This is a genomic window from Kitasatospora sp. Ki12 (genome assembly GCF_054601375.1).
In genome coordinates, this window is sequence record NZ_BAAIHT010000002.1 from 1,515,696 (window position 1) to 1,536,365 (window position 20,670).

20 protein-coding genes are annotated in these 20,670 nt (G+C 71.0%); 5 read left to right on the forward strand and 15 right to left on the reverse strand.

Annotation, left to right across the window (positions count from 1 at the left end):
* Nucleotides 1-8: 8 nt before the first annotated feature.
* The 7 genes from ACYP53_RS24325 to ACYP53_RS24355 form a co-directional block, all read right to left on the reverse strand.
* The gene (locus ACYP53_RS24325; RefSeq protein ID WP_459648941.1) at nucleotides 9-1,904 is read right to left on the reverse strand and encodes a glycoside hydrolase domain-containing protein; all 1,896 of its coding nucleotides are present in this window, start codon (nucleotides 1,902-1,904) and stop codon (nucleotides 9-11) included.
* Between the two features lie 86 nt (nucleotides 1,905-1,990).
* Nucleotides 1,991-3,295, reverse strand: a complete 1,305-nt coding sequence (locus ACYP53_RS24330; protein ID WP_459648942.1) for a hypothetical protein — start codon at nucleotides 3,293-3,295, stop codon at nucleotides 1,991-1,993.
* Nucleotides 3,296-3,510: 215 nt separating this feature from the next.
* Nucleotides 3,511-3,789 carry a hypothetical protein gene (locus tag ACYP53_RS24335; RefSeq protein ID WP_459648943.1) on the reverse strand — a complete coding sequence of 93 codons (279 nt, stop codon included), beginning with the start codon at nucleotides 3,787-3,789 and terminating at the stop codon, nucleotides 3,511-3,513.
* 3 nt (nucleotides 3,790-3,792) lie between these two features.
* Nucleotides 3,793-3,918 (reverse strand): hypothetical protein, encoded by a 126-nt coding sequence (locus tag ACYP53_RS24340; protein ID WP_459648944.1) that lies wholly within the window; start codon nucleotides 3,916-3,918, stop codon nucleotides 3,793-3,795.
* Between the two features lie 240 nt (nucleotides 3,919-4,158).
* Nucleotides 4,159-5,328, reverse strand: coding sequence for an MAB_1171c family putative transporter (locus tag ACYP53_RS24345; RefSeq protein ID WP_459648945.1), 1,170 nt, complete (start codon nucleotides 5,326-5,328; stop codon nucleotides 4,159-4,161).
* Nucleotides 5,328-5,726, reverse strand: coding sequence for a hypothetical protein (locus ACYP53_RS24350; RefSeq protein ID WP_459648946.1), 399 nt, complete (start codon nucleotides 5,724-5,726; stop codon nucleotides 5,328-5,330). The genes ACYP53_RS24345 and ACYP53_RS24350 overlap by 1 nt, the downstream gene beginning before the upstream one ends.
* 170 nt (nucleotides 5,727-5,896) lie before the next feature.
* Entirely contained in the window at nucleotides 5,897-6,364 is a 468-nt protein-coding gene (locus tag ACYP53_RS24355; RefSeq protein ID WP_459648947.1) for a hypothetical protein, read from the reverse strand.
* A 291-nt stretch (nucleotides 6,365-6,655) separates the two neighbouring features.
* Here ACYP53_RS24355 and ACYP53_RS24360 point away from each other — a divergent pair, with 291 nt between their 5' ends.
* Nucleotides 6,656-7,672 (forward strand): helix-turn-helix transcriptional regulator, encoded by a 1,017-nt coding sequence (locus ACYP53_RS24360; RefSeq protein ID WP_459648948.1) that lies wholly within the window; start codon nucleotides 6,656-6,658, stop codon nucleotides 7,670-7,672.
* A 47-nt stretch (nucleotides 7,673-7,719) separates the two neighbouring features.
* On the opposite strand, the gene ACYP53_RS24365 is transcribed toward ACYP53_RS24360, so the two are convergent.
* The 7 genes from ACYP53_RS24365 to paaK form a co-directional block, all read right to left on the reverse strand.
* The gene (locus ACYP53_RS24365) at nucleotides 7,720-8,160 is read right to left on the reverse strand and encodes a GNAT family N-acetyltransferase (RefSeq protein ID WP_459648949.1); all 441 of its coding nucleotides are present in this window, start codon (nucleotides 8,158-8,160) and stop codon (nucleotides 7,720-7,722) included.
* 223 nt (nucleotides 8,161-8,383) lie between these two features.
* Complete coding sequence (locus ACYP53_RS24370) at nucleotides 8,384-8,668, reverse strand: hypothetical protein (protein WP_189920167.1); 285 nt, start codon at nucleotides 8,666-8,668, stop codon at nucleotides 8,384-8,386.
* A 129-nt stretch (nucleotides 8,669-8,797) separates the two neighbouring features.
* Complete coding sequence (locus ACYP53_RS24375) at nucleotides 8,798-9,469, reverse strand: class I SAM-dependent methyltransferase (RefSeq protein ID WP_459648950.1); 672 nt, start codon at nucleotides 9,467-9,469, stop codon at nucleotides 8,798-8,800.
* Between the two features lie 30 nt (nucleotides 9,470-9,499).
* Nucleotides 9,500-10,768: a sugar ABC transporter permease gene (locus ACYP53_RS24380; RefSeq protein WP_459649821.1), complete on the reverse strand. Its 1,269-nt coding sequence runs from the start codon at nucleotides 10,766-10,768 to the stop codon at nucleotides 9,500-9,502.
* Nucleotides 10,769-10,851: 83 nt separating this feature from the next.
* On the reverse strand, nucleotides 10,852-11,631 hold the full coding sequence (locus ACYP53_RS24385) for an ATP-binding cassette domain-containing protein (RefSeq protein WP_459648951.1): 780 nt from the start codon (nucleotides 11,629-11,631) through the stop codon (nucleotides 10,852-10,854).
* A gap of 87 nt (nucleotides 11,632-11,718) precedes the next feature.
* Nucleotides 11,719-12,846 (reverse strand): sugar ABC transporter substrate-binding protein, encoded by a 1,128-nt coding sequence (locus ACYP53_RS24390; RefSeq protein WP_189920161.1) that lies wholly within the window; start codon nucleotides 12,844-12,846, stop codon nucleotides 11,719-11,721.
* A gap of 264 nt (nucleotides 12,847-13,110) precedes the next feature.
* Nucleotides 13,111-14,445, reverse strand: coding sequence for a phenylacetate--CoA ligase PaaK (gene paaK, locus ACYP53_RS24395; RefSeq protein WP_459648952.1), 1,335 nt, complete (start codon nucleotides 14,443-14,445; stop codon nucleotides 13,111-13,113).
* A 342-nt stretch (nucleotides 14,446-14,787) separates the two neighbouring features.
* On the opposite strand from paaK, the gene ACYP53_RS24400 reads away from it, so the two are divergent.
* From ACYP53_RS24400 to ACYP53_RS24410, 3 genes are all read left to right on the forward strand, one after another.
* Entirely contained in the window at nucleotides 14,788-16,335 is a 1,548-nt protein-coding gene (locus tag ACYP53_RS24400; protein ID WP_459648953.1) for a hypothetical protein, read from the forward strand.
* Nucleotides 16,336-16,415: 80 nt separating this feature from the next.
* A complete protein-coding gene (locus ACYP53_RS24405; protein WP_459648954.1) occupies nucleotides 16,416-16,793 on the forward strand; it encodes a hypothetical protein in 378 nt (125 codons plus the stop codon).
* A gap of 243 nt (nucleotides 16,794-17,036) precedes the next feature.
* On the forward strand, nucleotides 17,037-18,200 hold the full coding sequence (locus ACYP53_RS24410) for an ROK family protein (protein ID WP_229928875.1): 1,164 nt from the start codon (nucleotides 17,037-17,039) through the stop codon (nucleotides 18,198-18,200).
* A gap of 302 nt (nucleotides 18,201-18,502) precedes the next feature.
* On the opposite strand, the gene ACYP53_RS24415 is transcribed toward ACYP53_RS24410, so the two are convergent.
* Nucleotides 18,503-19,276, reverse strand: a complete 774-nt coding sequence (locus tag ACYP53_RS24415; RefSeq protein ID WP_189920152.1) for a GntR family transcriptional regulator — start codon at nucleotides 19,274-19,276, stop codon at nucleotides 18,503-18,505.
* 314 nt (nucleotides 19,277-19,590) lie between these two features.
* On the opposite strand from ACYP53_RS24415, the gene ACYP53_RS24420 reads away from it, so the two are divergent.
* Nucleotides 19,591-20,394 (forward strand): exodeoxyribonuclease III, encoded by an 804-nt coding sequence (locus ACYP53_RS24420; protein ID WP_459648955.1) that lies wholly within the window; start codon nucleotides 19,591-19,593, stop codon nucleotides 20,392-20,394.
* Nucleotides 20,395-20,670 lie beyond the last annotated feature (276 nt).

Genomic DNA, 20,670 nt, shown 5'->3' on the forward strand with positions numbered 1-20,670 from the left:
GGTCCCCCCTACTTCCAGTGGCCGGTGATGGGGATGTCGTCGGGGTTGCCGAACTTGGCCCCGTAGATGACCTGGTCGGTGTCGTAACCCGCACCGAAGAACTCCTGCGTCCCGGGCCGGTAGACACCGATCTTGTCCCGGCCCGACCCGTCCCAGTCACCCTTGATCGGACGATCCCCCGGACTCCCGAACTTGACCACATGGTCCGCGGACCCCGACGTGTTCGAGTTCGACAGATAGAACGTCTGCGTATCCGGGTCGTACGCCCCGATCGTGTCCTTACCGGTACCGCCCCAGTTCCCCACGATCGGAACCCAGCCCGGATTCCCGAACTTGACCGCGTACTTCACCGTCAGATTGTCCGAACTCAGGTAGAACGTCTGATCCGACGGACGATACACACCGATCGACGGCCGACCCGTGTTGTCCCAGTCACCCACCAACGGCACATCACCCGCCACACCGAACGACGCCTGCAAATACAGGTTCAGATTGTCCGACGTCAGGAAGAACGTCTGATCCGACGGACGATACACACCCACCGTGTCCTTCCCCGTCGACGACCAATGCGCCGTCAACGGCACATCACCCGGATTCCCGAACGTCGACACACCCACCACCGACGAACCACTACCGTCCGCCATGTAGAACGTCTGATCCGACGCCCGATACACACCCACCGTCGACGGGGAGCCGGCCGCGGGCTGCCCCTCGGCGACCACGTCGAGGTAGTCACGGTCGATCGAGATGCTGACGCCGCCCCACTTCTCGGTGACGTCGCCGGCGTACTGGTGCACCCGCTGGTGATTGGCCCAGGCGCCGTTCGGCACGTTCGGTTCATTGGTGTCGGCGGCGCCGTTCCACCTGGCACTGAAGATCACATCGGGGAGGTTGTAACCGCCGCCGATGTTGCGGGCCAGATCGGTGATCACGGCGTCGGAGCTGCCGTACACCCCCGACTTGTAGCCCTTGGCGTGCAGTTCGGCGGTCCAGGCCGACAGGTAGCCGAGGACACCTGCGGGGTTGACGGTGGAGTACTCCATGTCCTCGTAGAGCACGCTGCCCGGGCCGAAACCGAGGGCGGCCGCCTTGGCGACGGCGTCGTCGGCCGCTGCGGCGCCCTGGCTGGCCGGCGCGGTGATCCGCGTGGCCTGCAGGCCGGCGTAGATGGGCATGAACCGCCAGCCGGCGCCGGCCTGCTGCTGGACCCAGGAGGCCGAGAGGTTGGGCTGTGGGCAGACCCGGCTCGGTCCGCCGATGTAGATCCCGACGGCGCCGTAGGGCGAATTGGCGCGCCAGGTGTTCATCGTCGCGGAATCGGGGGCGGCGCAGGTGTCGAAGCCCTTGCCGGTGAACGTGGTCAGGCCGCCCGGCAGTGCGGCAGCCGCAGTCGCGGTGGGGCTCACGGCCTCGGGCGCGGAGGTGTGCAGTCGGGCAGGTGCGGAGGCGGGGAATCCCGCCTTCTCCAGGACGGTGCGGACCAGTGCCCGGTCCGTGTCGTAGGTCGCGGTGACCCGCAGACCGTCGGTTCCGGCCGAAATCTCCTGCGCCGTGGTGTTCTCAGTGGCTCCCTGGACCCCGGTCTCGTCAGGTTCGACGAGCAGGGCCTCGGTACGTCCGCCCTGGAAATGGGCCGGGCAGTCCTGCCGGGCTCCCGGGGTACCCAGGTAGAGGGCGTGCTGGTCGAAGTGGACGCAGGTGCTCGGGGCCGCGGTCAGGTCCACGACCTTCCAGTCGGACGGGACCGCGAAGTGGTGCCCCCGGTAGGAGACATCGCGCAGACCGGAGGACTGTCCCGTACCGGCGCTCGCCGTTCCGGACAAGGTGCCGCAGAGCGCGGCCGCGACGGTGAGGGCTCCGATGATCCGGCCGAGAGGAGGGCCGGATCGGTGCTGTTCGGACATGGGACTCCCTGGAAGGAGCCGGCCGGGGTGGGGCCCCGGCCGGCTGGAGGTGGTCGGTGGGTGCCGTTCGGGTCGAGGACGGTCCGTCAGCGCCAGTGGCCGGTGATGGGGATGTCGTCGGGGTTGCCGAACTTGGCCCCGTAGATGACCTGGTCGGTGTCGTAACCCGCACCGAAGAACTCCTGCGTCCCGGGCCGGTAGACACCGATCTTGTCCCGGCCCGACCCGTCCCAGTCACCCTTGATCGGACGATCCCCCGGACTCCCGAACTTGACCACATGGTCCGCGGACCCCGACGTGTTCGAGTTCGACAGATAGAACGTCTGCGTATCCGGGTCGTACGCCCCGATCGTGTCCTTACCGGTACCGCCCCAGTTCCCCACGATCGGAACCCAGCCCGGATTCCCGAACTTGACCGCGTACTTCACCGTCAGATTGTCCGAACTCAGGTAGAACGTCTGATCCGACGGACGATACACACCGATCGACGGCCGACCCGTGTTGTCCCAGTCACCCACCAACGGCACATCACCCGCCACACCGAACGACGCCTGCAAATACAGGTTCAGATTGTCCGACGTCAGGAAGAACGTCTGATCCGACGGACGATACACACCCACCGTGTCCTTCCCCGTCGACGACCAATGCGCCGTCAACGGCACATCACCCGGATTCCCGAACGTCGACACACCCACCACCGACGAACCACTACCGTCCGCCATGTAGAACGTCTGATCCGACGCCCGATACACACCCACCGTCGACGGGGCAGCAGTCACACCGTCGACGACGCTGTTGTTGCGGGCCGGCTTGAACGTCCCGTATCCAGGGAAGTAGGGGTAGGGGATCGGACGGTGCCAGACGCCGCTACTGGTGAACTCGTAGCCGTCGTACTTGGTGTGCGTACTGTCGGTCCAGCGATCGAAGATGACGATGTGCCCGCTGTATCCCGCGGCATCGTTCAGCATCGCGTCCCCGGCCTTGAGCTCCTCCTTGCTGCCGAGCCAGGAGGCGACTCCGCTGGGAACGAAGCTCGTGGTGTCCATGCCCGGGGTGGCCAGCTTCCAGGCCATCGAGGCGTAGCCGGAGCAGTCCTTGCGGTAACCCTGGTAGGTCTCGCCGGTCTTGGTGTACTTGAGGTTCTGGCCCACCCAGGATTCCGCGCGGGCGATGACCTCGGCCCGGGTCATCTTCGGCGCGGCCGTCATCGGGGTGATGCTCGGCCCCTGGCCCGCGCCGCCCTTGTCGTTGTCGACGACACCGACGGACGGTGCCGGGTCACCGTTCCCGCCCGGCTGGGCGTGCACGGGGCCGACGCCGAAGGCGACGACGGACAGGCCGGCGGCGAGGAGGATCGAGGTCGAGCGGGTCGCTGTTCGTATGAACGGCATGGCTGTCTCCCATCTGGGCATGAGTGAATGTGCCGGCGGCGTGCGGGCTCGCGTGCTACGCCGGCTGCGTGGTACTGCTCGGGGGCGTGACGAGGGACGGACTCGCGCTCGGGGCGGGTGTGCGGTGACGACCCGGACGATCCGAGTGAGCGGGTCCGATCAGCGCGGGGATCCGTGCGGAAATCGGTGCGGGGATCAGTGCCGGAAAGGGTCGATCAGCACTGGACCATGACGGTGTACCCGTCGACGCTGCTGCCCGCAGCGGCGAGCGCGTCGATCACCAGGCGCTCGGCCCCGGCTCGCGCGATGTCGGGCGTCGCCGCACGGATGAAGAGCACGAGGCCGATCCCCTCCGGGATCGCCCGCACCCGCAGGTGCTCCATGGCCGACTCTGGAGTCGCGTGCGCCCACAGGGTGTCTTCGAGGGCCTGGAGCACGTCCTCGGTGGGCCGGTTCGCCCCCGTCGGCATCAGGGTGAGATGGACGGGAAGCATGCGTCAGTCCCAGCCGATGCAACCACCGGAGTTCGGCTCGGCGGCGGCGAGGGGCACGAGGCACACGGCCACGCCGGACGGCACGGTGGAGACGAACGCGGTAACCCTGGGACGGGCGTTCTCGGACAAGTCGGTACTCCCGGAGAGATGATGGTGATCCGTGTGGCAAGGAACGGGACCGGAAGGACCGATCCGCGTCCCCGGTGCGGCGGCGGCCCCTGTCGGTGCGCCGCCGTTCCGGTGAGCACCATCCTGCTGGCGTGCGGGTGGTGACGGAAGGTCACCTGACCGTCCTCATCCGGTCTGGCCGTTTCAGGACGCGCCGTCGGCCGGGTACCGATCACCTGCCGGCGACGGGCCGGTCCGGCGTCATCCCGTCATCCGCGCGCTCCGCAGCGACTCGTACGCTGCCGCGACCTTGAGCAGCCACGCGACCTCCTCACTCGGCGTCCTGGCGTCCGACGGGGCCGGGGGCGGGCCCGCGTCGACCGCACCCGGGCCGGGCCGGAGCGCGGCGAACAGCCAGGCCGCCTCGGCCCGCGCCCGCGCCTGTTCGTCCCCGCTGAGCTCGTCCACCGCCACGGCCCGCCCGGTGCCCGGGGAGGCCGCTTCGGACCGGTCCCGCAGCACGAGCGCGGCATCACGGATCGCGAAGGCGCGGTGGGCCACGTCGAGGGTCCGGTCCCCGAGCATGAAGAGATCGCGGGTCCGCCCGGTCCGCCGGCCGAAGGCCACGGTCGGCACGGACTCCACCAGGTCGGACCAGAGGGGGTAGAGCCGCCACAGGGCCCACTGGTCCCTCGCGTAGCGGACGGCCGTCCGCAGCGGTGGCAGGGTGAGGCCCACGAAGATCAGGACGATGGCGGCCACGGGCAGGTACAGGGAGGGGAGGTTGGTCGGTGCGGCCACGGGTGTCGGCGACTGCTTCTGGCCCGCCAGGAAGTAGATCCGGTAGAGCGTGTAGACGAAGCCGAATCCGCACCCGGCCGCCATGCACAGGAGGCCCGCCCGCAGGAGTCCTCGCGGTACGCTGCGCCGGTTCGACCAGAACAGTTTGGCCGACAGCGCGGTGGAGGTGCCGAGGTAGGCGTAGACGATGCCTTCGTAGAGCTTCACGGCCGGATCCCCGAGGTGCGCATCGGTGACCAGGGTCGCGTCGACCGTCGGGTCGTGCTCGAAGCAGAAGACGAACAGCACGGTCAGGGCCAGGGCGGCGGCCACCACCAGGCCTATTCGCAACCGCTCGGACGCCTGCCGCCGTGGCCTCCGGCCGTGGACGGCGATGACGTACTCCAGGGTGAAGTAGCTCGACGCCAGCCCGACGATGTGCTTGATGAGGACGATCACGTCCGGGGATCCCGTGCAGGCCCGGATGAACGGTTCGACGCCCGGAAGCACGGTGCTGACCGTGACGGCCATCGAGGTGAGGAATCCCCACAGGCAGCGGGCGGGACGCGAGCCACTGAGCGCGGAGGGTGCGCGCCAGATCGCCAGCGTCCACAGCAGAACGGCCAGGGTGATCCAGTAGACGGTGAACATCAGTCTCCTCGCCAGCGTCGCAGCCGGCGGATCGGATGAGCGAGGCTTGCCGCCAAGCGGCGTGAGGACGGGGTTCCGACCCGGTCGGCGCCGGCCAGGTCGGCCAGGAGCAGGGCGATCATCTCGGCCTCCTGCTCCTCGACGGTGTCGAAGTTGCTGCGCGCCATGCCGAAGACCTGCGCCAGGAGTTCCGGCGTCAGGTCGGTGAAGTGCTCGGCGATCCGGCCGAGTTCGATGTTCCTGGTGTGACCGCAGAGGACGTGGCCGAGTTCGTGAAGCTTGATCAGGTCCTGGTGCGCGGGGCTGGTGTGCTGTTCGTAGAAGACCACGTCCACGCTCGGCAGCGCGATCCACAGACCGCACGGGGCGTCGTCACCGAGCTCCGGAAGCCCTTCCATGACGATCGGCCGGCCGCGGCTCCGGGCCAACGCCTCGCGAAACGCTTCGACCGTGAACGGGTCGGGCAGTGCCGTCTCCGCGAGGATCCTCTCGCACCGCCTACGCAGGCTCCGGGGCACAGGCATCGCGAGCGTGAGATCCTTCGTAAGGCGACGGTCCGTCAGTCACCCTACTCGCGAACACCGCGGCCATCGCCGTCGGGGGTCGTCCGGACGACCGCCCCACCGGCTGCCTCCTCTTCGAGGGCCTTCAAGCGGTCGGCGAGCGCGACCAGCATGTGCAGGCTGTTGTCGGACAGTCCCGACGCGCGCTGCGCAAGGCCGATCACTTCCGCGTTCCCCAGCGCGCCGTTCAGCGCGGCCAGCTTGCCCAGCCCCCGCAACTGCTCGTCCACGGCCGCGGCCTTCGCGTCGTCCAGGAAGTACGTGGCCCCTGACCGGATTCCGAACGCCAGACCCAGCCAGTCCAGCGTCTCGACCGTGGGGTTGGGCGACTGCCCCTTCTGGGTCGCCGCCTGGTGCAGATTGCGGATCGTGTCCTTGGAGATCACGTTCCGTCCGGCGATCCGGTTGATCCGGTCGGCCAACTCCCGGTAGCCGGGTGCCTTGTCACCGGTCCTGGTGGCCTCCGCAGCCATCAGCCCGTCAAGTCGCTCCGCTATCCTGCGGGCACGGCCGGACGGGGAGCACGAATGCGGACGGCCGCTACGCCCCTCTGACTCCACCTGGACACCTCCGATCGTCCGGTGGCCCAGCGTATCGTGAACAGCGTCGGCGATCATAGTAGCTACTTCCTTGCGTTTCCTCCCGTGATGGGCGAACTGCCCGATGGTTCGTTGCCACACGGACGCTCACTTGATGGCAAAAGACACTGAGCCCTATGCTGGTGGCGATTTAAATCGCCGAACTACCGGGGGGTAGGTCGCATCATGCTCGACAGACTTGGGCTGGACAGCGAGGCGGAGGCCGTGTACCGGGCCATGCTGACCGATCCGTGCGGGAGCGTTCAGGGACTCTGCGGGCAGGTGCGCCTGCCCGAAAGCACAGTGCGTGAGGCGCTGAACCGGCTCGCCGATCTGAGACTCCTGCGCCCGTCGCGAGACCTGCCCGGCACCTTATGGCCGGTCAGCCCGGGCCGCGCCCTCGACCTCATCTTGCAGAAGGAGGAAGATGAGATCGAACTCCGGCGCGCACAACTGGAGTTGAGTCGGGCCGCCGCTGCGCAGGTGGTTGCCGAGTATGCCGGCCTGTCGCCCGACGGCTCGACCGCCACGTCCGGTATGACCACCGAGGCCGCCGCGACCGAGCGCCTGGAGGGCCTCGACGCCATCCAGTTCAAGTTGGAGACCCTCGCCCAGAAGGTCTCCGGGGAATGCCTGGCGGTCATGCCCGGTGGCGCCCAGTCCCAGGCCAGCCTCGATGCGTCGAAACCGCTGGACGAGGCGGCCATGCAGCGCGGTGTCACCCTCATGACGCTCTACCAGGACAGTGCGCGACGGGATCCCGCGACCCTCGCCTACGCCCGGTGGTTCACCGACAGCGGCGGCGAGGTCCGCACCTGCCCGACACTCCCGCCCCGCATGCTGCTCTTCGACCGCGAGCTCGCCGTCGTCCCGATCGATCCCGCCGACACCAAGCGCGGCGCCCTGTGCACCGACGCACCCGGGATAGTGGCCCCGCTGGTGGCCCTCTTCGAACAGACCTGGCGAGCTGCCGTCCCACTCGGCGCCGACCGGTCAAAGGACGCCGAGACCGGCCTGAGCACGTCCGAGCGGGAACTGCTCACCCTGCTCGCGTCCGGCCTCACCGACGAGGTCGCGGGCCGGCGCCTGGGCATCTCCGCGCGGAGCGTCCGCCGTCAGATGGCGGCGCTGATGGAACGCCTCGGCGCGTCCAGCCGTTTCGAGGCCGGCCTCAAAGCAGCCCAACGTGGATGGCTCGACTGACAGCGACCGCTTGGTCCCGTTGAGGCCCGCCCCGATCCGGCCGACCTTCAGCGGCTCTCCAGCGGCTTGACCCAGCGGCTCCACTGCGGCTCCGGCGCGTACCCGGCGGCCTGCCAGGTGCGGTGGCCGAGCGCGTTGTCGTCCAGCACCATGGCGTCGGCCCGGCGGCCGCCGAGCGCGGCGAAGCGTTCCTCGGCAGCCGCCAGCAGGGCGGCGCCGATGCCCCGGCGGCGGTGGGCGGGGTCGACGGCGAGGCGGTAGAGGTGGCAGCGCCAGCCGTCCCAGCCGGCGATCACGGTGCCGAGCAGGGCGGCCGGGTCGTCGGCCGGGGTGGCGACGATCAGGCACTGCGGGTCGCGGGCGAGCAGCGCGGCCACGCCCGCCTCGTCGTCCGTGATGCTGGCGCCCTTGGCGGCCCGGGCCCAGAGGGCGAGCAGGGCGGGGATCTCGTCGGGGGTGGCGGGGCGCAGGGCGATCTGGTCGGTCATGCCGGCCTGTCTAGCAGCCGGTTCGGCTCCGGCACCGGGAATTCCACACCCTGGACGGCTCGGCCCTCGGGCGGGAGCGAGCCCCGGAACGGCGGCGCCGCCCGCCCCGGCCCTCCGTCGGAGGGGCGAAGCGGGCGGCGCCTGATCGCGCGACGGCCGTCAGAGGTGGCGGCCGCCGAGGGCGGCGACCGTCAGAAGTGGCGGCCGCCGAGGGCGGCGACCGTCAGAAGTGGCGGCCGCTCTCGCGCTCGGACTTCTCGATCTGGTCGATCCGGCGCTGCAGCGCGTCGGCCTGGGCGCGGGCGCGGCGCGCGGCGTCCCGCTCGCCCTCGCGGTCCAGGCGGTTGGCCTTGGCCCGCAGGTCGGCGACCTGCTGGCGCATCTGGTTGAGGTCAACGGTGATCGAGGCGGCGGCCGCCGGCTGGGCGGTGGCGACCTGCGCGACCGTCGCCAGGGCGCCGCCGGCCAGGGCGGCGGTCAGGACGAGGGCGGGGATGCGTCGACGCATGGGTGACTCCTTACGGTGGTGCACGGTTCACTGACTGGACATCATCGGATTACCAGTCAGTAACCATCATGGCATGATCTTGCGTCAGCGTTTACCACCCCTTGACCATCCCCCGCCCCTGAGGCACCGTCAGCCGAGCCTCCACACCGTGGTGGTCTTCACCGCCGTGTCCTCCAGGTCCGCGACCACCGGCACCTGGTACGCCGCGACCGCCGTGAACCGCTCCCGGGGCAGGTAGGCGCGGCCCGGGTCGCCCACGACGACCGTGGCCCCGCGCGCCGCGGCCCGCTCCAGGAACGGCAGGAAGCGGGCGGCCATGGCCCGCTCGTAGAAGACGTCGCCCGCGAGCACCACCTCGGCCGGGGCGCCGTCGCCGTCCACCAGGTCCACCAGGGCGCCGTCCACCCGCACCCCGTTGGCCTCGGCGTTGAGGCCGATCGCGGCCACCGCGTAGCCGTCGATCTCGGCCGCCCGCACGGCGGACGCCCCGCGCAGCGCGGCGGCGACGCCGACCAGCCCGGACCCGGCCGCGACGTCCAGCACCGTCCGCCCCGCCACCAGCTCGGGGTGGTCCAGCACGTAGCGGCTGACGGCCACCCCGCCCGCCCAGGCGAAGGCCCAGAACGGCGGCGGCAGTCCGTCCTCCCCGCGGGCCCGCTCGGTGGTCTCCCAGAGGGCGATCGCGTCCTCGGCCATGTACAGGCTGATCTCGGGCACGAAGGGGACGGGCTTCAGCTCGGTCTCGCGCCGGATGAAGGCGAGGTCCTCGGCCGGTTGAAGAGTGCGCAGCTCATTCGGCATGCTCCGCAGCATAGGGCCGGTCGGGGGTGCTCAGGCGCGGCCGGCGGCCTTCTGGGTGCGGCGGGCCAGCGAGTCGACCACGACGGCGGCCAGCAGCACCGCGCCGGTGATCATGAACTGGATGGCGTTGCTGAGGCCCTCGATGTTCATCCCGGACTGGATCGAGGCGATCACCAGCGCACCGAGCAGCGCCGACCAGGTCTTGCCGCGCCCGCCGAAGAGGCTGGTGCCGCCGATGACGGCCGCCGCGATGGCGTTCATCAGCAGGTTCCCGCCGCCGGAGGTCTGGCTGGCCGACTGGATCTGCGCCGCCAGGAACAGGCCGCCGACGGCCGCCATGGTGGAGCAGATGGTGAAGACGCTGATCCGGATCCAGGACACGTTGATACCGGCCCGCCGGGCGCCCTCGATGTTCCCGCCGAGCGCGAACACCTGTCGCCCGTACGCGGTGCGGCGCAGCACGAAGTCCAGCACCACGATGAAGATCAGGAAGATCAGCAGCGCGAGCGGCAGCCCCTTGTACTGGTTGAGCGTGTAGGCGGCCAGGAAGGCGACGACGGCCAGCAGCACGGTGCGCAGCACGATGTCGGCGAGCGGCCGGGACGGGACACCGGCGACCTGGCGCCGGCGGGCGTCGATCAGCGAGGCGAACAGGAACAGCAGGACGCCGATCGCCGCCACGCCGTACCCGGCGATCTGCTGGCCGTAGATGGTGCTGTAGAGCCTGGAGACGATGTCCTTGCCGGACAGGTTGACGGTGCCGTTGGTGCCGAGGACCTGCAGCATCAGGCCGTTCCAGCCGAGGTTGCCGGCCAGGGTGACCACGAAGGCCGGCACGCCGACCTTGGCGAAGAAGATGCCGTGGATCGCGCCGACGACCGCGCCGCCGACGATGGCGGTGATCAGCGCGAGCCACTGGTTGACGCCGTTGGTGACGTTCAGGACGGCGAAGATCGCCGCGCACAGGCCGCTGACCGAGCCCACCGACAGGTCGATCTCGCCGAGCAGCAGCACGAAGACCACGCCGATCGCGATCATGCCGGTGCCGACGATCTGCTGGGACAGGTTGGAGAGGTTCTGGGCGGACAGGAAGCTGCTGTTCAGGCTGCCGAACACCGCCCAGATCACGATCAGGGCGAGCACCACGGGCAGCGATCCCAGCTCGCCGCTGCTCATCCGGCGGCGGAACTCGCCCAGGTAGCCCTTGATGCCCTCCTGCCGGACGATCAGCCGCGGGTCGACCGCGGGGGTGGCCTCCGGGGCCACCGGGACGGGGGCGTTGACGCCGCCCAGGGGCATGCTGTCCTCGGGCAGCGGGCCGTGGCGGCGCTCGGGTTCGCCGCCGGATCCGCCGCCGGGCGCGCCCCCCGGATTGTTCTCGCTCACTGGGAGTCCTCCTGGCCGCGGGCCTTCCGGCGGGTCACGGCGTTGTCCGTGGCGCCGGTGATGGCCGAGATGATCTCTTCCTGGTTGGTGTAGCGCTTGTCGAAGACGCCGTTGTTGCGTCCGAGGCGCAGCACCGCGACGGTGTCCGCGACGGCCATCACGTCCGCCATGTTGTGGCTGATGAGGATCACGCCGTGGTCCTGCTCGCGCAGCCGCTCGACCAGGTCGAGCACCTGGGCGGTCTGCTCGACGCCCAGGGCGGCGGTCGGCTCGTCCAGCATCACGACCTTGGGCGAGCCGATCAGCGCGCGGGCGATCGCGACGACCTGGCGCTGACCGCCGGAGAGCGAGGCGACCGGGATGCGCACGCTGGGGATGCGGATGGACAGGGTGTCCAGCAGCTGCCGGGACCGCTTCTCCATCGCGACCTCGTCGAGGACGGTGAAGCGGCGGATCTCGCGGCCGAGGAAGAGGTTCCCGACCACGTCGAGGTTGTCGCAGAGCGCGAGGTCCTGGTAGACGGTGGCGATGCCCAACTGCTGGGCGTCCTGCGGCCGGTGGATGCTCACCGCCTTGCCTTGCCACTCGATGACGCCCTCGTCGGGCTGGTGCACCCCGGCGATCGCCTTGACCAGGGTGGACTTCCCGGCGCCGTTGTCGCCGACCAGGGCGACCACCTCGCCGCGGTGCACCTCCAGTTCGATGTCGGTGAGCGCCTGGACGGCGCCGAACCGTTTGGAGACCCCGCGCAGGGCCAGTACGGTCTCACCTGCCACAGTGACCAACTCCCTTGCCCCGCCTCCGTCGTGGAGGCGGGGCCTGTTCGGGTTCGAGGGGGGACGGCGGTTTCGGGGAGGCGTCGGCTACTGGAGGCCGGCGGACTTGCAGGCGGCGGCGTAGTCCGGCGTGCAGATCTGGTCGACGGTGTAGAGACCGTCCTTGACCACCGTGTCCTTGACGTTGTCCTTGGTGACGACGATCGGGGTGATCAGGTTGGCCGGCACCTTGTTGCCGCTGCCGTTGGTCACCGTCGTCGGCGCGAGGGTGGAGTCGAGGGTCTTGCCGGCGGCCAGCGCGACGGCCATCTGGGCCGCGATGTCGGTCTCCGGCTTGAACGGCTTGTAGATCGTCATGGTCTGCGTGCCGGCCAGGATCCGCTGGATGGCGTCGAGTTGGGCGTCCTGGCCGGTGAGCGGGACGCTCAGGCCGGCCGCCTTGAGGGCGGTGGCGATACCGGCGGCCATGCCGTCGTTGGCGGAGTAGACGCCGACCACGTTGCTCGCGCCGATCGCGGTGATCGCCGCCGCGGCCTCCTGGTTGGCCTGGTTCGGGTCCCACTGCGGGGTGTCGTACTCCTTGCCGATCTTCAGCTTGCCGTCGATCGCGCTGTGCGCGCCGGCCTTGAAGTCGGCCGCGTTGGGGTCGGTCGGCGAGCCGTTGATCATGATGATCGAGCCGGCGTTCGCCTTGTCGCCCACCGCGTCCACCAGGGCCTTCCCCTGCAGTTCGCCGACCTTGTGGTTGTCGAAGGACACGTACGCGTCGACCGGCCCCTGGGCGAGCCGGTCGTAGGCGAGCACCTTGACGCCCGCGTCATGGGCCTTCTGCACGGAGGACTGGATCGACTTGGAGTCCACCGCGTCCAGGATCAGCACCTTGTCGCCCTTGGTGAGGGCGGTGTCCACCTGGGTCTGCTGGGTCGTCGCGTCCTGGTTGGCGTTGTAGTAGTCGATCTGCGCCTGCGGTGCCAGCTCCTTGATCTTCGCCTCGATCAGCGGGCGGTCGAACTGCTCGTAGCGGGTCGTCTTGGTCTCCGGCAGCAGCAGGCCGATCCGGACGGCCCCCACGGCGGCGCTGCCGCTCGCGCCGCCCGAGGCGCCACCGGAGGATCCGCCGCTGGAGGACTGCTTGGCGCTGCCGCAGGACGCGGCGCCCAGGCCGAGGGTGACCACTGCAGTGACCGCGAGGACGCGGCGAAGCCGGATGCTCATGAGGATGCCTCTCCTGTCGAGTCCACCCCCACGCATCCGAGTCTGCGCAGCTCCGCCCGTCCGCACGATCCTTGCTGCGCCGAACGGGGGCACCCGGACCTCCGGGCCCCCATCGGGCTGGACGACCCGGAGGCTGTTCGTCTACATTTCTGTAGACGTCGGAGGCGCACGGCATCACCCCCCGGACAGCTGTGCGCCTCCGGCCTCCCTCCGGCCTCGCCCTTGGCGTGTCGCCGGTCTCCCTCCGGGGTGTCGCCCGGGCGCTCAGCCCCGCTCGTCCACCACCCGCTTGATCTTCCCGACCGAGCGCTCCAGGGTGTACGGCTCCACCACCTCGACCGCGACGGTGACGCCGACCCCGTCCTTCACCGCGCGGACGATCGCCTCCCGCGCCGCCTCCCGCTGCTCGGCGGGCGCGTCCGGCCGGGCCTCGACCCGGACGGTCATCCGGTCCAGCCGCCCCTCCCGGGTGAGCCGCAGCTGGAAGTGCGGCGCGACCGCCGGGGTGCGCAGCAGGATCTCCTCGATCTGGGTCGGGAAGACGTTGACCCCGCGCAGGATGATCATGTCGTCGCTGCGCCCGGTCACCTTCTCCATCCGCCGGAAGGCGGGCCGGGCCGTGCCGGGCAGCAGGCGGCTGAGGTCCCGGGTGCGGTAGCGGATGATCGGCAGCGCCTCCTTGGTGAGCGAGGTGAACAGCAGTTCCCCGCCCTCCCCCTCCGGCAGCGCCTCGTCGGTGAACGGGTCGACGACCTCCGGGTAGAAGTGGTCCTCCCAGATGTGCAGCCCGTCCTTGGTCTCCACGCACTCCTGCGCCACACCCGGGCCGATCACCTCGGAGAGGCCGTAGATGTCGACGGCGTGCAGGTCCATCCGCTCCTCGATCTCCCGCCGCATCTCCTCCGTCCAGGGCTCGGCCCCGAAGATGCCCACCTTGAGCGAGGTGCCGCGCGGGTCGACGCCCTGCTTCTCGAACTCGTCGAGCAGGGTGAGCAGGTACGACGGCGTGACCATGATGATCTCGGGCTCGAAGTCCCGGATCAACTGCACCTGCCGGGCCGTCATGCCGCCGGAGGCCGGGATGACCGTGCAGCCGGCCCGCTCCGCGCCGTAGTGCGCGCCGAGCCCGCCGGTGAACAGCCCGTAGCCGTACGCGATGTGCACCTTGTGGCCGGGTCTGCCGCCGGCCGCGCGAATCGAGCGGGCGACCACGTCGGCCCAGAGGGAGAGGTCGTTCTCGGTGTAGCCGACGACGGTCGGCAGGCCGGTGGTGCCGCTGGAGGCGTGGATCCGGCGGACCCGCTCCATCGGGACGGCGAACATGCCGAAGGGGTAGCCCTCGCGCAGGTCGGCCTTGGTGGTGAAGGGGAAGCGGGCGAGGTCCGCCAGGGCGCGGCAGTCCTCGGGGCGGACGCCGGCCGCGTCGAACTTGCGCCGGTAGAGCTCGACGTTGTCGTACGCGTGCCGCAGGGTGGCCCGCAGCCGGGTGAGCTGGTGGGCGCGCAGCTCGTCCAGGCCCATCCGCTCGCCGGCGTCCAGGAGCCCGGGCGGGATCGGCTCTCCGAGGTGTCGGCGCGGGACGGGTGCGGTGCCGGTCATCGTCGCTCCTTCGCTGGTCGGCCGCTCCGGAGCCGTGGGCGGTCACCCGGCTTCGGGGGCCTGCCTGAACTCCGGAGAGTGCCTACCGATCGTTCGGTCAGGCGCAGTCAGGGCCAGTAATCCAGTACCCGAACCGAGTGTCAAGGGATCACACCGGGCTGCCATCGACCCCGCACCGGGGGCCGCAATGGGAGAGTTCCGACGGTTTCGCCCCGACTTCGCCCCAACCGCTTGGCTAGGCGATATGAAAATCATTACGGAAGCTTGACCCGTAGGCGTGATCCACCGGCCCGGCCCCGTGGTTCAGTGGTGCGGTTTCCCCCGCACCCCGGAGTGATCACCGTGCCCACGACTCCCGCCCTGGTCAGCGCGCTGCGCGAACTCGGCGAACGACCCGCCGTCGTCGCCGACGGGCGCGCGATCAGCGGCATCGGACTGCTGCTCGGCGTCTCCCCGCCCGGCGGCCTGCCGCGGGCCCTCGCCGAACGCGTCGCCGGCCACTCCGCGCTGACCCCCACCGCCGCCCGCGCCGCCGAGCAGCGGCTGCGGTACTGGGCCGGCATCCTCGGCCCGCCGCCGATCCGGCACACCGTGCTCCACCCCGTCAACGACCTCGCCGTCGAACTCGCCCTCGCCACCCTGCTCGCCGGCGGCACCGTCCACTGCGGCGACCCCGAGCAGCGGCCCGACGACCTGCTCGCCGCCGTCGCCGCCGACCGCATCACCCACCTCAGCCTGCCCTCCGCCCTGCTCTGGCACCTCAGCCGACAGCCCCGGCTCCCCGACCACGACCTCGGCGCGCTGCGGCTCGTCCTGCACATCGGCCCCGAACCCCGCCAGGAGGACGTCTACGCCGCCGTCGACGCGCTCGGCGCCGTCCTCGCCCACGTCCGCGCCCCCGACAGCGACACCGAGGCCGCCGACCGCCGACTGCGCGCCGACACCGAAGCCGCCACGGCCGCCGCCTGGAAGCACAGCATCGGCGTCACCGCCGCGCAGCTCCGCGACTTCGGCGCCCGCCTCGACCGCGCCGTGCTCACCTCCCTGCTGCTCGCCCTCCAGCAGCAGGGAGTTCTCACCGACGCCGGACGCGGCTGGTCCGCGGCCGAACTGCTCGCCACCGCCATGGTCACCCCCGCCCAGCGCCCCCGGGTCACCCGCTGGCTCGACGCGCTCGCCCGGCACGGCCTGATAGCCCGACACGACGGCGGAGCCCAGGGCCCGGTCTTCCACGGCGGCCCCGAACTCGCCGCCGCCGAGGTCCGCGAGTCCTGGCGCCCGGTCACCGAGGCCTGGGCCGACGGCCTCGGCCCCGCCGCCGCCCTCGACCGGGTGCGGCGCGGCGCCCTGTCCCTGCCCAAGCTGATCACCGGCGAAGCGGCACCCCACCCCGCCGCCGCCCCCGTCCGCTGGTCCGCCGCCCGCGGCTACCTCGGCACCGCCCTCGGCGCCCTGGTACGCGCCACCGCCGACGCCCACGACCGGCCCACGCCGCTGCGCGTCCTCGAACTCGACCCCGACGGCGTCGACACCACCGTCGCCCGGGCCCTCGCCGCCCGGCCCCGGCCCAGCGCCGACCACCACGCCACCCCCGACCGCGGGCGCTACGACCTCGTCGTCGCCACCGCGACCCGGCCCCCGCAGGAGGAGGCCGAGGCGCTCGTCCGACTGCTCGCCCCCGGCGGCCGACTGCTGCTCCTCGCCCCCACCGCCGAACAGCTCGACCTGCTCATCACCGGCCACACCCGGCAGCACCTCCCCGCCCACCCGGCGGACCACTGGCAGGCCGCCCTCACCGCGGCGGGCTGCCCGGCCGTCCACACCCTGCCGGAGGACGGACACCCGATGGGGCTGCTGGGGCACCGGCTGTTCGCGGCCCGGGTGGACTGAGACCCCGGGTCGGCTGAGACTCCGGGTGGACTGAGACGGGGACGGGACGTGCGCGGCCGGGCTGGCTACGATCAAGGGCCATGACCGCCTCCGGCTCCGCTTCCGCTTCAGTACGTCCGGCCCGGCCCGCCCGCGGCTCGCTCGGCTCGCTCCGGTCGATCGGGTCCATCGGCTCGCTCCGGTCCATCGGCTCCATCGGCTCGGTGCTGTCCATCGGCTCCGTCGGGTCCGTCCTCTCCATCGGGTCGGCCGGCTCCGTGCTGTCCATCGGGTCGGCCGGCTCCGTCCTCTCCGTCGGCAGCCTGCTGTCCGTCGGCTCGGCCGGGGCGGTCCGTTCCGTGCTCGGCGCCCTGTCGGTCGGCTCCCGGCGCGGCCTCGGCTCGCTGCTGCCCCCGCGTTCCCGCTGGTCGGCACCGTCCCGGCGGCCCGGGCCAGGACCGTCCGTGGCCGCGCGGTGAAGCCCGGGTCACGCACCGCCACCCGATCCGTACCATTTCGATACCGAAGCCTGGGTGAGCTGCGAGGATCCTCGCCGCCCGGGCCGGTCCCCGGGTAGGCTCCGCTTGTCCTCCGGCCCCCGCGCAGGCGGCCCCCTGCCGCCGTGCCGCGATCCGGGGGCGCACCCCGCGGGCCATTCGGTGGGCACCGCGCACTCGACACCGCGCGCCAGGGCAGTCGCGCGAACGGCGAAGGGCATCGCATTGGCGGATCGGCTCACCGGAGGAGACTCCTCACTGCTGCGGCGGATCAACGCGGCGGTCACGCTCCGGGCGCTGCGGAACGGCCACTCCGTGACCCTCACTCAGCTCGTCGGCGAGACCGGGCTCTCCCGCCCGACGGTCGAGGGCGTGATCGAGGGCCTGGTCGAGACCGGGCTGGTCGCCGAGGTCGAACAGCCGAGGGAGGACGGCCAGCCGGGCACCGGCCGCCGCGGCCGCCCGGCCCGCTGGTTCCGGTTCCGCGCCGAAGCCGGGCACATCCTCGGCATCGAGATCGGTGTGCACGACATCCGGGTCATCCTGGCCGACCTCACCGGCGAGGTGGTGGGCAGTCACTTCAAGCCGGTCGACGAGACCCTGGAGGCCGAGGAGCGGCTCACCGCCGTCCGCACCGCCGTCGCCGAGGTGCTGCGCAAGGCCGGCATCTCCCGGGACAACCTCTGGGCCGTCGGCATCGGCACCCCCGGCATCGTCGACCGCGAGGGCACCGTCCAGCTCGGCACCGCGATGCCCGGCTGGACCGGCCTCGACCTCGGCGCCCGGCTGCGCCGCTCCTTCCGCTGCCCGGTCCTGATCGAGAACGACGCCAACCTCGCCGCCATCGCCGAACACTGGCAGGGCTCGGCGGTCGGCGCCCACGACGTGGTCTTCGTGATGGCCGGCCTCAGCCCGGGCGCCGGCTCCCTCATCAACGGCCGGCTGCACCGCGGCTTCGGCGGCGCGGCCGGCGAGATCGGCGCCCTGCACCTGCTCGGCCAGGAGGTCACCCCCGAGCGCCTGCTGTCCACCACCGGCAAGCCGCTCAACCCGCTGGACGAGGCCGCCGTCGCCCGCGTCCTGCGGCTGGCCCGGGAGGGCGACGAGGTCGCCAAGGTCGCCATGGACCGCTTCCTCACCCGCCTCGTCCAGGGCGTCGCCGCGCTCGTCCTGGCCATCGACCCCCAACTGGTGGTCATCGGCGGCTGGGCGGCCGGACTCGACGGCGTCCTGGACCCGCTGCGCGAACGCCTCGCCCAGTTCACCCTGCGCTCCCCCGAGGTCGCCCTGGCGGCCCTCGGCTCGGAGGTCGTGGCGATGGGCGCCCTGCGCGTCGCCCTCGACCACGTCGAGGAGCAGCTGTTCGCGGTGGACCCGCCCCGGACCTGACGGGCCCCCGGACCTGACGCGCGGGGCGGCGGGGGCTCAGTCCCCCACGCCGCGGCCGCGCGCCGTTCCGTCCGCCCGGAACGCGGCATCGTGCTCCGAGGTCTCGGACCTCGCCCGCGGTCATCCGTACGCCACCCCTCGACGGCAAGACGGCAAAGGCCCGGACGCCGACGGGCGTCCGGGCCTCGGCCTGAGGGTTTCCGGCAAATGGATCAGGGGTGTTTCAGGAGGCGGTGCCTGCCTCAGGAGGCGGTGCCTCAGGAGGCGGTGCCTCAGGAAGCGGTGCCTCAGGAAGCGGTGCCTCAGGAAGCGGTGCGCACCTCGGCGTTCGCGGCCACCGGGGTGACCTCGACCAGTCCGGCCTCGCCGAAGGTCAGCTTGCAGGTGTCCGCCCGGTAGGTGGCCACGGCCACCGCCACCAGGCGGCCGACCGAGGCGTACTGGGTGGTCATGACCAGGACCGGGGTGCCCGGCGGGCGCTCCAGGAGGGCGGCCTCGTCGGCCTCGGCGACACCGAGCTCGACCGAGCGCGACTCGCCGTCGACCTCCAGACGCTCCAGCTGGCGCAGCACCGAGCGGGCCCGGTCGCTCTCCGCGCGGAAGCCCGGCAGGTGCGGCAGCGCCGCGGCCGGGACGTGCAGCGACTCGCCGGCCACCGCGGTGCCCTCCACCAGGCGGACCCGGCGGACGGTGTGCACGGTGGCACCCTCGGCGATGCCCAGGGTCTTGGCCAGCTGCGCGGTGGCGGGGGCGGTGGTGCAGTCGATCGTCCGCCAGGACTGGCTGCGGGCGGCGCCGGGCCAGCCCTCCTCCTGCCGGTTGACCGGGACGCCGACCCGCGGGGCGGCGATCAGGGTGCCGATACCCCGGCGGCGCACCAGGCGGCCCTCCAGCTCCAGCTGGTCGAGCGCCTGGCGCAGCGTCGCCCGCGCCACGCCGAAGCGGGCCGAGAGCTCACGCTCGTTGGGCAGCACCTGACCGGTGGAGAACTCCGAGTCGATGGCTCGCAGCAGCACGGTGCGCAGGTGCCAGTACTTCGGCTCCGGCACCGCTGAAAGCTGTCCTGTCGTCCCCACCGTGGCCTCCACCTGTCTGTCCTGTCCGCCCTACGACAAGGAGGGCGGATCCCGGGCCCGCTGTCCGCTGTTGCGGCAGGTGGGAGAGCGAGCCTTTATCCGTCCTTCTTTATTAAAGGTCCTTGCAGTAAGTGACCCTAGGGGCTCCATCCGAAGATGGTCAAGACCAATGGCGTCGCTTGGTGCGACTGTCGCACATATTCATGCCGCGTTCACGACAGCTCCTGTCAGTCGCTGTCGGAATCCGTCGCGACCGGCCCCACCACCGCGCGCCGGGGTTCGGGTCGGGTACGGCCAGTCGGTAGGCTGCCCGGGTGATCGTGGTGACGAGTGTGAATGTGAACGGAATCCGGGCGGCGGCCAAGAAGGGCTTCGTCGAATGGCTGGCCGGCACCGAGGCGGACGTGATCTGCCTGCAGGAGGTGCGCTCCGAGCCCGGGCAGCTGCCCGTCGAACTGCGCGACCTCGACGGCTGGCACGCGGTCTGGGCCCCCTCCGTCGCCAAGGGCCGCGCCGGCGTCGCCGTCCTCTCCCGGACGGAGCCACAGCGCACCGTCATCGGATTCGGCTCGGAGGAATTCGACAATTCGGGCAGGTATGTCGAAATCGACCTCCCCGGCCTGACCGTCGCCAGCCTCTACCTCCCCTCCGGTGAAGTCGGCACCGACCGCCAGGACGAGAAGGAACGCTTCATGGCGGAATTCCTCGTCCACCTCACCGCCCTGCGCACCCGCGCCGCCGCCGACGGCCGCGAGGTCGTCGTCTGCGGCGACTGGAACATCGCCCACCGCCCCGAAGACCTCAAGAACTGGAAGGCCAACCAGAAGTCCGCGGGCTTCCTCCCCGAAGAACGCGCCTGGCTCTCCCGCGTCTACGACGAAGCCGGCTACGTCGACGTCGTCCGCACCCTCCACCCCGACCGCACCGGCCCCTACACCTGGTGGTCCTACCGCGGCCGCGCCTTCGACAACGACTCCGGCTGGAGAATTGACCTAATTATCGCTACTGGAATCCTCGCTAAGAAGTGCGTCGAGGCCTACGTCGAACGGCCGGCTTCCCACGCCGAGCGCTGGTCCGACCACGCGCCCGTCACCGCAGCGTTCGATGTGAACAACTGACCTTCAGATAGGGTCTCTTGACCATTCTGGAGGTGGCCCCGTCTTGCAGCATGCCGCACAGGCGGGGCTACCTCCCGGCAGCAGCTGAGCTGCCACCAAGGGGCGTCCAGTCACCATCTCTATGTAATTTGTTCAATAAATCAGTTGATACATTTGCAACTTGGCGAGCAAAGCGCCATATCCCCGTTGGATATTCAGACAGGCGTGCTGTTCGCCGCTCCTCGTGTTACGAGGTTGCTCCTGGACGGACACCACCGCGGAGGACTGACCTACCCG